Here is a 13718-nt window from a genome sequence, read left to right as displayed (position 1 = left end):
ATTTGCCAACAATAACAAAGATAACAAGTAGAGGAGAACTTGTACTGGAGCATAGGAATATCGGGGACGAGATCATTGTGACACTCACAGGAGGAGATGGACATGTGGGTGCAGTTGCTGTTGGGTACTATGACAATACACACGGACATGCATCCTCTTCAGTTATCACATTGCCATCCCACAGAGATGATGCTATTGCACTTGATGCAGCAAGGAAGATAACTTCTGCCACCCATAACACAACCATCCTTACTGCAGGGGTACATTTTCCAGACATAACAGATGAGGAGATAAGAGAAGTGCTTTCAAAGGCTGATGAGCTCATTAATGACCTCATAATATCACTGAAGGAGATATAACAATGGAGATAGTTATCGGCATAAGTGGAGCATCCGGTGCACAGTATGGCATTCGTCTTCTGGAAGTCCTTTCTGAAATGGATATTGATACCCACCTGGTCCTTACAGAAGCAGCAAAGAAGATACTCGCAGTGGAAACCGACTACACCCCGGAAGATATCGAGGACATGGCCACCGCAGTTTACGATGAGAAGGATTTTACAGCACCCATAGCAAGTGGATCCCACCCTTTCGAAGGAATGATAATTGCCCCCTGCAGCATGAAAACACTGGCATCCGTGGCAAATGGAACATCTGATAACCTGATAGCACGTACTGCAGATGTTTGCCTTAAGGAAAGGCGTAAACTGGTACTGATGACACGTGAAACCCCCCTTAGCGGAATACATATAGAGAACATGCTAAGAGCACATAATGCAGGCGCAATTTTGTTACCTGCATGCCCGGGATTCTATAATCGACCAACCACAATGGAAGAACTTATCGATTTCATGGCAGGGAGAGCACTTGATCTGATGAAGATAGAGAATAGCATATATCGTAGATGGAAATAAAAAACTGGCAGTATAAGCATGTTTCACATTCAATTTCCATAAAATTTGATGCCAAAAACAGGGATTTAATAGATAAGTATATCTACTATAAGTCCTATTTAGGAAATCGTGTCATGAAAGACGCCGCGTGCGAGGTTTTTTGCATGTGATTTACACGATGGGATAGTAGGGTAGCCTGGTCATCCTCGAGCGTTTGGGACGCTTGGACTGCGGTTCAAATCCGCGCTATCCCACCAGAATCTTTTTTGAGATACAGTTTATAATTATGCCGATATAATTATCCATAATTTACCCACAACATAGCATACATGCTTATTTTGCATCCACATTACGACCGTATTAAGAGCTACAGTGTCATTAAAACCTCATTTTAGCCACATCACCATACGATCAACCATGCACCATTAAGATCACAGTTGACCCCCAAACATTTACCTATTTGAATTTTATGAGTCTTAGAGATTCAGCAGAACATCTTGGATAGTTTTATTAAATATGCAGTACACACAAATTGTCATGGCCAGCGTAAAAATAAAACTGTTCGCAAATCTCAGGGAGACTGCAGGAGTTTCCGAAATTGAGCTTAAGGGAGAGGACATTCAGGAGATACTTGAGTCCCTTCTGAACAAATATCCACAGATGCAGGACCTTATTTTTAATGACGTTGGCGATAAAAAGGAGCTTCGGACCTATATCAATGTCCTGGTCAACGGTAACAATATACAGCACCTGGAAGGATTTAACACTGTATTGAACGAGGATGATGAGATCGCCATATTCCCACCAGTCTCCGGCGGTTAAGGCCATTTTCTGATGAACAGAGCAGAACCGTCCCCGGTAATGAAAGCCCCCAAGCAGCTCATTGAGCTATCAGGCATTGCCTCAGGAGGTTTTTTGGGTGCTATCTCAAGGTATCTTATAACCTCGACCACAGTATCACCCACAGGAACGCTCTTCGTTAATGTATTGGGGAGTCTGTTCTTAGGAATGTTGATGTACGACAACGAATACATCGGATATGTTGACCAAAGAACACGTTTGATCATTGGCACAGGTTTTTTAGGCTCTTTCACCACTTTTTCCACTTTTGCAGTGCAGACATATTCCCTCGGAGGAAATCCTGCAATAGCGAATATCTTAGCGAACATGATCCTGACAATTCTTGCAGTGTTTGCAGGCAGAGGCATTATCATACAAATATCAAGGAGGAGGAGCTGATGACAGGAGGACTTGAAGAGATCCTGCTGGTCGGGCTTGGTGGAGCCATAGGCGCTCCTTTGAGGTACATAGTATCCGGCATAGTGCCAAAGGCCAGGAACATCCCCACAGGAACACTGCTTGTCAACATCATTGGAAGCATTGTGCTCTCGACCCTTACATTTGCATCATCAAAAAATATTAGCCTGCACCTTGTAAATATAGGAGTGCTTGGCTCTTTCACCACATATTCTACGTTTGCATACGAAACTTCCAGAATGCTTGAAGAAGGAAGAACAATAGATTTGATATTAAATATAATCTTGAATCTATCCCTGTGTATCTTAGGAGTGTTGCTAGGACATCAATTAGCAAGTTTAATCTAATTTGAAAGAAAATGAGTTAGTATGGTATCAAAAATTCTCAAGATATACCTTAATGAGAACAGCAAATTCGAGGGAAAGGTTGCACATGAGGCTATATTGGAACTGCTCAGGGGAGCGGGCATATCAGGAGTAACCGTGCTTCATGGTATCGAAGGATATGGTGTGCATAACGAGATACATACTGCAAGCATACTCAGGCTTGGAACCCAGCTCCCACTAATAATAGAAGCTGTTGATTCAGAAGAGAAGATCAGGGAGATACTCCCAAACATAAGGAAAATGGTTCCTGAAGGACTTGTTACTCTTCAGGAAGTTGAGATAATATATTGAATATCAGCGGTAAAGTACCACTGAAGTCCCTCTTACATCAATGAGTGTTGCCTTTGTGCCCTCAACGAGGGATTCAGCGATCGCATCAATTCCATCTTCATAAGAGGCACTTTTAAGAACTTTTACCTTTACGAGATGCCTTTCCTTGATGTGTTTTCTCAATTCAACGATAAGCTGGTCAGTGACACCGCTTTTGCCAACATTGACAATAGGCTTGACATGAGTGGCTTCAGACCTAAGTTTGTATAGTTTTTCTTTATCCATAATGAACCTACAGAAAATTTATTTGAGTTATACCTTTCGGCAGTACATGAGAATAGTGCTTTGAAAGACAGATATTTTCAAGGGAACTGTCATTCAGTGGAAAGAATGTTAACATCAGTACCATCTATCTCAAAATCATACCATTTGGTTGGTTTTTGAGTGATACCCAGTACCCTTATAGCATACCCAGAATCAGTTTCCTTTATCTCGATCATACCATCGAACAGTTGTTTCAGAGTAGCCACCGTCTGAGGATCGTGCATCTCATCCTCTACCACAAAGATACCAAGTGCTTTTGCGGCCTTGACACGCCCTGTGTAAACATGTAAGAATCTGAAAACGGTCTGCAGATTGGAATACATCAAAATAGTAGACAATGAGTTCATGCATAACCTCAGGCCAATGGACTTCCTCTGCACAAGGAATTCCTCAAGATACTGACCCAGCCTCACACCGATGCCAGTAAGATCCACCGGGCTTGCCGCCCTCTTGATCGTATCCACATCCTGCGTAAGAATACCAAGTGTTTTGGTAACACAGTCCACAATGCCGATATTGGCATTCTCAACATCAAGATCATTAAGAGAGAACCATTCGAGGACGCGCTCTCCGGTCTCACGAGTAGAAACAATAATAGCAGCTTCGTTGTTCTTCAGGCCAGTATGAACGATCTTATTGAGAAGATCATCCTTTCCACACATAGGAGGACCTATCAACATAAGGTTGGTACCCTCTCTAACCCCTCCGATCAGGTCATCAAGTTCCTTTATACCTAATAAATACTCAACCATGTGTATATTCCTACGATAAATTCTTCCCTGTCAACAATATGCGCAAACTCTGCACACGAATAGCATGTGCATTTTATTATAACTATTTAACAATGACGTTGAGATAGTAGATATTTGCTTATGCGTACAAGCATTACATGATAAAGAGATATCATGTTGACATGTTCTTTCGCTTGCGACTACAAATATATTGCAGGCATGGCACTACATAATAAGAACATATTATTCTTTAGAGACCATACTATATAGACCATACTATATAGACCATGCCATATAGACATATTTTATAAATTCCTTATCTGATATGTTTAACGATATGACCGGCTTCCGGGAGAATGATCTCAGACATTGCCAGCTCAACAGCACCGGGAGACCCTGGCAGACAAAAGACCGCAGACCCGCCAATAATGCCTGCATCCGCACGCGTCAGTATGACAGCCGATCCGATCTGTTCAATGCTTTTGTATCTGAAAAGTTCACCAAACCCAGGCATTTGCCTGTCGAACATGGGCACCACGGACTCAATGGTCACATCGGAAGGAGTTAGACCAGTCCCACCAGTAGTAATTACAATATCTGCACCTTTTAGTATCGCTTCAGTGACAGCTTCTTTTATAGCAGACATTTCATCTGAAACAAGACAATAATCAACTAGATGATGCCCATTTGCTTCGACCAGGTCCATCATTATTTTGCCGGAAATATCCTCAGCACCCACAGGAGATGTGCCTGAACCATACTTTCCATACCTTGAGGTCGAAATGGAAATGATAGCAAATTTAAAGGTTTTAGCTGCATCTTCCTTGTGTTGACTGGAGACAGTGTTCATAATAAAAGTATGTATAATGTGCTATATATGGATTTCCAGGAGCGTTATTCCATATATAAATAGAACCGGTCTTTTCAAAAGCTAATTATACTTGATGCACCATAATGAAAAATTCATCAAAAACGATAGATTATGATTCTATTGATAAGACTTATAAACCCCTAAGTAATAGGGGGATGCACCATTGACACATTAACAATTTAAAGAATTTCAAGACGCACTACTCCAAGTCAGGATAACCTGTCTGAAAAAGATAAGAATTTGACAGTGTGTTCTTAAATCACAATAATATATTTCAAGGAGGCTTAAACTCATGGTAAGAAAACCAGCAAGTATGTATAGAAATGTGAAGTCACGCTCATTCACCAGAAGGAAATATATGGGCGGTGTACCGGGTAGTCAGGTCATTCACTTCGATATGGGAAACAAGACCGCTGAATTCCCAGTAAAGATAACACTTCTAGCAGATGAAAGATGCCAGATCAGACACACAGCTCTTGAAGCTGCACGTATCACTGCTAACAGAGCAATGACAACAGCAGCAGGACGTTCCGGCTTCCATATGAAGCTCAGGGTTTACCCACACGAGGTTCTGAGAGAGAATAAGCAGGCAACCGGCGCAGGTGCGGACCGTGTATCAAGTGGAATGAGAGCTGCATACGGAAAGAATGTCAGTACTGCTGCAAGGGTATCCGCAAGACAGAAGATCTTTACGATCTCAGTCAACAAAGAGCACTTCGTCATTGCAAAAGATGCTCTGAGAAGGGCTGGTCAGAAATTACCAACTCCTGTCACGATCGTAGTAGATCAAGGCCAGGAACTGGTAAGATAATTAATTTTAATATAACAAGAGGGTATCAAAATGGATGATTACGAAACGATGTTGAATAGGGCTATTGAAAATCTCCCTGATGTGGAAACTACGGACGTTCGTTTCGTAATTCCAGAACCCAGGATATTCATAGAAGGTAAGACCACCATTCTGGAGAACTTTGCGAACATCGCAGACGTTCTGAACAGGGACCCAGACCATCTTATGAAATTCCTCACAAGGGAAATGGGTACTGCAGGTAAACTCGAAGGCAATCGTGCTATCTTCCAGGGAAAATTCCCCAAGGAGAACATAAAGTCGAACATCGAGGCATATGTGGAAGAGTACGTAATGTGCTCCGAATGTAACCGTCCTGATACCCAGCTTGTCAAATCCGACAGAATAATTATTTTAAAGTGTTCTGCCTGTGGAGCACATCGCCCTGTCAAGAAGAGGCGAACTACAATTGCCACACCACGTGACGCAGTTGAAGAGGGTGAGGAATATGAAGTAAGAATAGATGCTGTCGGTTCAAAGGGCGACGGTATTGCTAAACTTGCTAAATTTACCATATTCGTACCTGGCACCACAAAAGGTGATGTCCTGAAGATCAAGATCAAGAGGATTAGTGGGAACCTCGCATTTGCAGAACGCGTTGTTTAAACGCGTTCATCCCACATCATCATTGAACTATTCCCTTGAGAGGGTCTAGATGTATCGAGATTCGACTTCAATACCAGAGTTCCATGAACTTATTGGTAACGAAGCTCTCGACAATGATGTAATTCTCCTTAAGGGAGGACTTGAAAGTGGACTTGCCACTTTCGAGGTTCAATTTTTATACGAAGGCGTTATCGGAAATGGGGAGCTAAAGGCTTACATGACCATGGAAGATAAAGAAGCGCATCATTTTCAGCCCAGATAAGCAGACTCCCGGAGAGGATGCAACAAACCTATAATGATATACGAGGACTCTAAAATGGGAAATGTGGATGAGAATACAGATACATCACCGGATAAAGAAGAGATAACAGTGCTCTCCATCCCGGGACTTACCATCGATCTGAAACATCAGAACGGATTTATAAAACTTGAAGCAAAAGGACATTTACGCGGCATTTGCTCCCCTTTCCTTAAAAAAATGAACGCAACCCTTGAAGCTGAAAAACCGGCACTTGTAGAGAAGGACAGGGTCATTGCTTCCACATGGTTGCCCCCGATCCCCAGTAATGTGTTCAAACGCCTGTTGTTCGCAGAGACCCAGATAGCTCTTGGAAAATACGTTCCAGAGACAGTTTCTTTTGAGATCACAAGGAACTGCAACTGCAACTGTGACCACTGCATCATGAGTGAAGGAGAAGAAGAAGGAGACCTCGATACTGCCACCATCAAAAAAGCCATTGATGAAGCCCTGGATATGGGTGCAGTAGTCATCACTTTTACAGAAGGGGACCCGCTTCTTCGAGAGGATATATTCGAACTCATCGAATATGTGGACAAGGACAAAGCAATCGTCAATATCTACACCCCAGGCACAGAAATGACGGCTGAGGTTGCACAAAAACTTAAAGAGATAGGACTTCACAACCTCCTGATCAGCATATACTCTACTGTACCGGAAGAGCACGATTCCGTAAGAAAACTGGAAGGTGCTTTTGAAAAAGCGACCGGTGCAATAAAATATGGATTGGATGCCGGACTTCTTGTTACCATGTGCACCCATGTATCCCCTAAGAACATGGAAAAACTGGAATCTATGTACCAGTTTGCAACGGAATTGGGAGTACATGAATTCTCCCTATGGGAATCAGTTCCTAAAAGACCTGAAGACCCCATCATCACAGATAAGGATAGGGATCGCATAATGGAAATGTACCGCAGGATCAATGCCTCCAAGGACGGACCCCGGATATTTGCAAATACCTATTTTGAAGGCGAAATGCTTGGCTGTATGGCAGGTCAACGCTGGTTACACGTGTGCGTGGAAGGTTCTGTAAAACCATGCCCATACATCCCATTCAGCTTTGGCAATATACAGACCGATTCCCTGAGATCAATATGGAGCAAGATACGTAAGGTCAGTGATTTCAAGGGAGAAAGACACACCTGCCTTATGCAGGAAAAGGAATATTTGAAACTTGTATCAAAGATCCCTGAGGAAGCCAGCAAACCTTATGATTTCAAGCTCATCAGGTAAGCGATATATACGTTCAAATTCAAGAATACCGATACTATAAGCGGCAAAAAATTACAGAGGCAGCACATGAATATGAAACTTGACCCATGGGGTTCTGTGAACATCGATGACTATTCCAAACTATTCGATGAATTCGGCATAATGCCCTTTGAGGACATCTGCTCAGAACTCCCCGACCCCCACCGATACATGCGCAGAAAAATAATCTTCGGACACCGAAGTTATGATCTGATCAAAGATGCAATGAAGAACAAAGAACCTTTCTCGGTCATGAGCGGTTTCATGCCAACAGGAGGAGGACATCTCGGACATAAGATGGTCATGGAAGAGATAATCTGGCATCAGAAGATGGGAGGAGATGCCTTTGTAGGCATTGCTGACAGGGAAGCATATTCAGTAAGAGGCATTTCATGGGAAAAGTGTCGCCAGATCGGCATAGAAGATTACATAGTAAGCCTCATTGCCCTTGGATTCGAGCCGGACGGACATATTTACTTCCAGTCCGGATCCGAAAATGTGAAGGACCTTGCATTCGAGCTCAGTGCCAAGGCAAACTTCTCAGAACTCAGTGCCATATATGGATTCAGCGGAGAGACCAATGTAGCACACATGGTAAGTGCGATCACCCAAAGTGCTGATATCCTCCAGCCGCAACTTTCTGAGTACGGCGGACCTAAACCTACGGTGATCCCAGTGGGAGCTGACCAGGACCCACATATGCGTCTCACCCGTGGACTTGCACATAAAATGAACATGTTCAGGATAGAAGGACGCGAAGACAAGGACAAGAACAAGTTCTTCAGTGTACGCAGCAAAGCCGCACCTGAAGGATCCCTTGCAGAGATAGCAGAACGATTGCCCTGGGACACCAAACTTTTCGAAGGACACATCGATGTCTACGGAGCAGATGACTACAATAAGCTCCTTGAGACGGTAAGAGAGGTCGAGATCGAGAACGGAGGTTATGCTTTTGTACCACCTTCCTCCACCTACCATAGGTTCATGTCAGGCTTGCAGGGCGGTAAAATGTCCAGCAGTATTCCGGATAGCCTCATTTCACTAAAAGAAGACCCGAAGCTGGCTGCAAAGAAAGTAAAACGTGCCAAGACCGGCGGAAGGGTGAGCCTGGAAGAGCAGAAAAAGCTCGGCGGTGAAGCGGACAAATGCTCTGTGTACGAACTATTGATGTTCCACCTTGTGGAAGATGATAACGAGCTGGCAGAGATATACGATGAATGTGTAGGCGGCAAGCGTATGTGCGGTACATGTAAAGCCCTTGCATCAGAGCTTATGGAAGAATTCCTGACAGACCATCAGGAAAAACGTGAGCTTGCAAAAGACAGACTGGACGATTACGGATTATAAAGAAAGGAAATTATCCCTATGACCGATTATAATCTTACAACCAATGACAAGAATGTGCTTATCGTAATGGATGAACTAACATCCACGACTCCGGAAGAGCTTGCAGAAAAAACGTCCATGAAAGTAGAAACTGCAATGCAATCCGCATTTTTACTCTCAGAGAACGGACTGACCGAAGTGACCGATGTTGTCACCGAGAGATATTCCCTCACGTCAGAAGGCCTTACCTATGCGGAAGAAGGACTGCCTGAAAGACAGATAATGAACTGTCTCTCTGAGCCGACATCCATGGACGAACTTAAAGATAAGCTATCTCCAAAGATGGTCGGTATCGCAACAGGATGGCTCCGCAGGAAAAATTGGGCGAACATCGAGAAAGGAATGGTGGTCCCCACCGGAAATTCCGATATTGGCGAAGACGAGAAAGCTATTGCAAACTTCAAAGAAGAGAACCAGACCCTCGAAGAGACAGGCACTGACCAGAACACCATAAAGGACCTCGTCAAACGAAAACTGGTATCAAAGACCGAAGACAAGGCCCGCACAGTGTCCATCACCGATGAGGGGCGCCAGCTGGTCAAAGCCGGCATCACCATTGAAGAAGAGATCACACAGATAACATCCCAATTATTGAAGAGCGGAGACTGGAAAGGAAAGAAGTTCAGACCTTACAACATACAGACCCCGCCAAAACCAGTGTACGGTGCAAAGATCCACCCGTACCAGCGTCTTATAGACCAGATGCGCCAGATCTTCCTGGAAATGGGATTCACGGAGATAAAGGGCGATGTCGTGCAAAGTTCATTTTGGAATTTCGATGCACTGTTCCAGCCACAGGACCATCCTGCCCGTGAAATGCAGGACACGTTCCATCTGGACACAACATCAGAACTGCCGGAAGAATACAAAGAAGGGATACGCGACATGCATGAGCATGGAGGAGACCTGCAATCCACCGGATGGGGCGGTAAATGGAGTGAAGATATAGCAAAACGCGATGTTCTGAGAACCCACACCACCGCTGTAACCATCAAGTATCTTACAGACAATCCAAACCCGCCTGTAAAAGCGTTCTGTATCGACAGGGCATACCGCCGTGAGACCATCGACCCGACACATACCCCGGAGTTCGAGCAGCTCGAAGGTGTTATCATGGACGAGAATATGTCCTTTGCGAACCTTCTTGGATGTCTTGAAGAATTCTACCACAGGATGGGATTCGATGATGTTAGGTTCAGACCTGGATACTTCCCATACACCGAACCCAGTGTCGAGCCTGAAGTATACATCGACGGACTTGGCTGGGTAGAACTTGGAGGAGCCGGAGTGTTCCGTAAAGAAGTTACCGAACCTCTGGGCATCAAACAGCCAGTACTGGCATGGGGTCTTGGCGTAAGCCGTGTGGCAATGTTAAAACTGGGACTTAAAGACCTACGTGAGCTCTACCAGGCTGACATCGACTGGTTACGCAAAAGTCAGGTATGCCAGTTAAAGGATTGATAAGATAAGCGGGCATTTCCGCTTAACTCCTATTTCTTATTTTTAACAATACCTTTGCAAGAAGAGATCTCTTCATTTCAACTGCGCCTGAAGGGCACAGTTCGCGGCAACAATAGCATAGGATACACTTGTCCTTATTTATGCACAGTTCCCCGCCTTCCTGTTCTATAGCTTTTGCAGAGCAGTTCAGAACACAAGTACCACAAAGGGTACATGAAAAAGGATTAATGAATGGTCTTATAGTGAACAGGTTCCCAAAACGGCTCACGATGAAAGAAGGCATACTTCCAACAAGTGTCACCCCCGGCATTGCAAACTCGACCCTCGCCTCATCAAGGGACAAACCCACTACATCAGGCTCAGGATGACCGAATCCTCTATTGAGGGCAGCAACATTCGTAGGAACCGTCAAAGGATCAAGACCAATAACCTTTGAAGCCACGATATCAAGAGAAACAGAATCAAAGCTTGCCATCACAAGATCAGAACTAACAGGATGACCAAGTGCAGGACCGTTGCCTTCCATTCCCACCACCCCATCCATGACAGCAAGATGAGGCACCTTCACAGAATAGACATCAACAAGCGCATCAGCGAACATGTCCATCTTTCCAAGCACATGTGCCTGTTTCCTGAACTTTAAGGGAAGAGCCCCAAACATATTTTTTACAGCACCGGTATACTTTGTCAGCTCATGGGTCTTGAGCTTTGGAAGAGAGATGACAACATCTGCCTCCAGGACCGGTTTTGCATAATAGATATGTGAAAGCTGTACCGAGTTCTCAACGTCCACAGGAACATGACCGGAGGTCTCAAAGCTCAAGACCTCTGCACCTCCCCTTTGTGCAGCTTCCCTTATGCCGGATATATCAAGAGCTTCATCAGTAACACCCGGATGACTTATACCGGCACCATCCCCTACAATGGGGACACCTCCTGCCTCAATGACAAGTTCACACATGGCCTCAACAATGACCGGGTGCGTGGTTACAGCTTTCTCAGGAGGAACTGCAGCAAGGATATTTGGTTTTAAAAGGACCTTCGCGCCCGGAAAAATAATAGATTCCAGACCACCTATAAGGCTTATAGCTTCTCTGACCGCATCCTTTGCATCCGAATAGTCAGCACATCTTACAATGGATACCTGAGGCACATATCCCATTTTTCAATATCCCCTGTTCTTTTTATCCCGATAGTCACAATCACTGTAATTCTTACAGCAGTTACCACTGCATTATTATTAGACATAGACCCGCCTGAGCATTATGCTTTTTCCTCCATTCATACATTGTTGTCCGCATTGGACGAACAACTATTCATTCCTACAACAAGAATGACGGATTGGTTGAACATGATCAAATTAAATTAAAAACATTATCAATTTTGTATGAAATGAATTGTGCTTTGGCAATACAAAATACCTAACGTAGATTGCAACAGAAAACAATCCTGAAGCTAACAGTTGGTGAACATGTCAATCTCGTTTTCCTGCTATATCAAATTGACAGAAATATAGCATGCGCCTCTTATATCATTTAAATAAAAAATATTATAATACATAAGAATATGATGGTAGTCCATGTGCAAATATTCTGATGACCAATGGAAATGCCCATATGAAGCCTTACCCGATTTAGAATATTGCATATTTCATCTTAAAGATGTGGGCAAAGATATAAAGGAATTTAACAAGGGAATTGATGAAATATTAAAATCAGAGAAAAAGATTATTAATTTCAATGGATTCTTTTTTCCACCAAAAACTTCAGATTTTTCAAAGACATCTCATGAACATAACCACGTTTTCCTAATAGATGTGGACTTTAGCTATGCTGAGTTTTCAGGAGATGTCAATTTTATCATGGCTAAGTTTTCAAGAAATGCAAAATTTCTAGGGGCGGAGTTTTCAGGAAATGCCAATTTTTTCGGGGCGGAGTTTCTAGGAGATACAGAATTTACAGGGACGAAGTTTTTAGGAGATACAGAATTTACAGGGGCGGACTTATATAGAAATGTAAAATTTCTAGGGGCGAAGTTTTTAGGAGATGCCAATTTTTCCATGGCGAAGTTTTTAGGAGATACAGAATTTATCAGAGCTAAGTTTTCAGGAGATACGGAATTTACAGGGACGAAGTTTTTAGGAGATGTACAATTTTTCTGGACTAAGTTTTTAGGAAATGCCAATTTTTTCATGGCGGAGTTATATGGAGATGCCAATTTTTTCATGGCGGAGTTATATGGAAGATTTAATTTCATTCCAAATAATTCAAAATTAATAAATTTTAAGAATACATTTTTTTCAGAAAATGCGAGAATTCTAGCAAATCTGAGTCAATGCAATTTTAATCGTTCTAATATCGAAGTAGTAGATTTAACTGATTCTACATGGAACAATGATGAAATAAAGGATTCCAGGCTACAATCCAGAATTTATAATTATTTCTTTAATTCATCGATAACAATCAGGGAAGCATCTCAAGAAGAAACTGCTTTTGAATGGAAAACACTCGAAGGGATATACAGGCGCTTAAAACAAAGTTATCAGAAATCGGGCAATTATGAAATTTCTGGTGAGTTCTATATTCAAGAAATGGAATGTAAGAGAAAACAATTAGGGTTTTTAGGTAGGAAATTTTGGAATATATTCTATAGAAGATTCTGCTTATATGGAGAGAGACCATATAATGTAATTTTAGTTTCATTTATTACTATCATTATGTTTGCAATATCATATTTATTTTGTGGAATTGAATTTACTGGGAGTAAATTATTACAAATTCAGCCATCATATATTAATTACGATTTAAGTCTGAATTATTTTGGCCTTCAATGGTTAAAAGCAAACATTCACTTAGTTTATAATGACTTCATATTGTGCATTTATACAAGTTTAATAACATTCACAACACTAGGTTATGGTGATGTCCATCCGATCGGATGGAGCCGTTTATTTGCTTCAATTGAGTCTGCTATTGGCATATTTGTGACAGCACTGTTTATCTTCGTCTTTACAAGGAGGATGATAAGATGAAGGTGATAAATCATTTTCTTAAAAATGAATCCAAAGCCTTTACATCATCCCTCATCTTTGCTGCCTATGGAAATCTTAAATTATATGATCATGTTCCGCAAAAT

General features: G+C 42.6%; 17 protein-coding genes and 1 tRNA gene. 14 read left to right on the top strand and 4 right to left on the bottom strand.

Translation table 11 applies throughout. The features are described from left to right. The first annotated feature begins 2 nt into the window (after positions 1-2). The 7 genes from lpdD (at position 3) to PBV53_RS05360 (ending at position 2826) form a co-directional block, all read left to right on the top strand. Positions 3-359: a prenylated flavin chaperone LpdD gene (gene lpdD, locus PBV53_RS05390; protein WP_270096145.1), complete on the top strand. Its 357-nt coding sequence runs from the start codon at positions 3-5 to the stop codon at positions 357-359. Between the two features lie 2 nt (positions 360-361). Next, entirely contained in the window at positions 362-913 is a 552-nt protein-coding gene (locus PBV53_RS05385) for a UbiX family flavin prenyltransferase (protein WP_270096144.1), read from the top strand. Positions 914-1072: 159 nt separating this feature from the next. After that, positions 1073-1149 (top strand) — tRNA-Pro (locus tag PBV53_RS05380). Between the two features lie 280 nt (positions 1150-1429). Next, positions 1430-1714 carry a ubiquitin-like small modifier protein 1 gene (locus PBV53_RS05375; protein WP_270096143.1) on the top strand — a complete coding sequence of 95 codons (285 nt, stop codon included), beginning with the start codon at positions 1430-1432 and terminating at the stop codon, positions 1712-1714. Positions 1715-1726: 12 nt separating this feature from the next. Then, positions 1727-2131 (top strand): fluoride efflux transporter CrcB, encoded by a 405-nt coding sequence (gene crcB / locus PBV53_RS05370; protein WP_438941551.1) that lies wholly within the window; start codon positions 1727-1729, stop codon positions 2129-2131. Further along, positions 2131-2496, top strand: a complete 366-nt coding sequence (gene crcB / locus PBV53_RS05365; protein WP_270096141.1) for a fluoride efflux transporter CrcB — start codon at positions 2131-2133, stop codon at positions 2494-2496. The genes crcB (PBV53_RS05370) and crcB (PBV53_RS05365) overlap by 1 nt, the downstream gene beginning before the upstream one ends. Before the next feature lie 21 nt (positions 2497-2517). Next, positions 2518-2826, top strand: a complete 309-nt coding sequence (locus PBV53_RS05360) for a DUF190 domain-containing protein (protein WP_270096140.1) — start codon at positions 2518-2520, stop codon at positions 2824-2826. Between the two features lie 3 nt (positions 2827-2829). Here PBV53_RS05360 and PBV53_RS05355 read toward each other — a convergent pair whose 3' ends face one another. The 3 genes from PBV53_RS05355 to PBV53_RS05345 all read right to left on the bottom strand — a co-directional run bounded on the left by PBV53_RS05355 (position 2830) and on the right by PBV53_RS05345 (position 4710). Continuing rightward, positions 2830-3090: a YhbY family RNA-binding protein gene (locus PBV53_RS05355; protein WP_270096139.1), complete on the bottom strand. Its 261-nt coding sequence runs from the start codon at positions 3088-3090 to the stop codon at positions 2830-2832. An 89-nt stretch (positions 3091-3179) separates the two neighbouring features. Next, complete coding sequence (locus PBV53_RS05350; RefSeq protein WP_270096138.1) at positions 3180-3881, bottom strand: RAD55 family ATPase; 702 nt, start codon at positions 3879-3881, stop codon at positions 3180-3182. A gap of 295 nt (positions 3882-4176) precedes the next feature. Next, positions 4177-4710, bottom strand: a complete 534-nt coding sequence (locus PBV53_RS05345; protein WP_270096137.1) for a MogA/MoaB family molybdenum cofactor biosynthesis protein — start codon at positions 4708-4710, stop codon at positions 4177-4179. Positions 4711-5023: 313 nt separating this feature from the next. Between PBV53_RS05345 and PBV53_RS05340 the strand changes: the two genes are divergently transcribed. The 6 genes from PBV53_RS05340 (at position 5024) to pheS (ending at position 10583) form a co-directional block, all read left to right on the top strand. Next, positions 5024-5542, top strand: coding sequence for a 50S ribosomal protein L16 (locus tag PBV53_RS05340; RefSeq protein WP_270096136.1), 519 nt, complete (start codon positions 5024-5026; stop codon positions 5540-5542). A gap of 30 nt (positions 5543-5572) precedes the next feature. Further along, positions 5573-6184, top strand: coding sequence for a translation initiation factor IF-2 subunit beta (locus tag PBV53_RS05335; RefSeq protein ID WP_270096135.1), 612 nt, complete (start codon positions 5573-5575; stop codon positions 6182-6184). 49 nt (positions 6185-6233) lie between these two features. Continuing rightward, on the top strand, positions 6234-6446 hold the full coding sequence (locus PBV53_RS05330) for a P-loop NTPase family protein (RefSeq protein ID WP_270096134.1): 213 nt from the start codon (positions 6234-6236) through the stop codon (positions 6444-6446). A 33-nt stretch (positions 6447-6479) separates the two neighbouring features. Further along, positions 6480-7718 (top strand): radical SAM/SPASM domain-containing protein, encoded by a 1239-nt coding sequence (locus tag PBV53_RS05325; protein ID WP_374708515.1) that lies wholly within the window; start codon positions 6480-6482, stop codon positions 7716-7718. A gap of 66 nt (positions 7719-7784) precedes the next feature. Next, positions 7785-9083 (top strand): tryptophan--tRNA ligase, encoded by a 1299-nt coding sequence (locus tag PBV53_RS05320; RefSeq protein ID WP_270096133.1) that lies wholly within the window; start codon positions 7785-7787, stop codon positions 9081-9083. A gap of 18 nt (positions 9084-9101) precedes the next feature. Beyond that, the gene (gene pheS, locus PBV53_RS05315; RefSeq protein ID WP_270096132.1) at positions 9102-10583 is read left to right on the top strand and encodes a phenylalanine--tRNA ligase subunit alpha; all 1482 of its coding nucleotides are present in this window, start codon (positions 9102-9104) and stop codon (positions 10581-10583) included. A 22-nt stretch (positions 10584-10605) separates the two neighbouring features. On the opposite strand, the gene PBV53_RS05310 is transcribed toward pheS, so the two are convergent. Next, complete coding sequence (locus PBV53_RS05310) at positions 10606-11745, bottom strand: DUF362 domain-containing protein (protein WP_270096131.1); 1140 nt, start codon at positions 11743-11745, stop codon at positions 10606-10608. 417 nt (positions 11746-12162) lie between these two features. Here PBV53_RS05310 and PBV53_RS05305 point away from each other — a divergent pair, with 417 nt between their 5' ends. Next, positions 12163-13614, top strand: a complete 1452-nt coding sequence (locus PBV53_RS05305) for a pentapeptide repeat-containing protein (RefSeq protein ID WP_270096130.1) — start codon at positions 12163-12165, stop codon at positions 13612-13614. Positions 13615-13718: the final 104 nt, after the last annotated feature.

The organism is Methanococcoides alaskense (assembly GCF_027594145.1).
In the GTDB taxonomy this organism is placed as follows: domain Archaea; phylum Halobacteriota; class Methanosarcinia; order Methanosarcinales; family Methanosarcinaceae; genus Methanococcoides; species Methanococcoides alaskense.
This window is presented reverse-complemented; position numbering and strand designations above follow the sequence as displayed.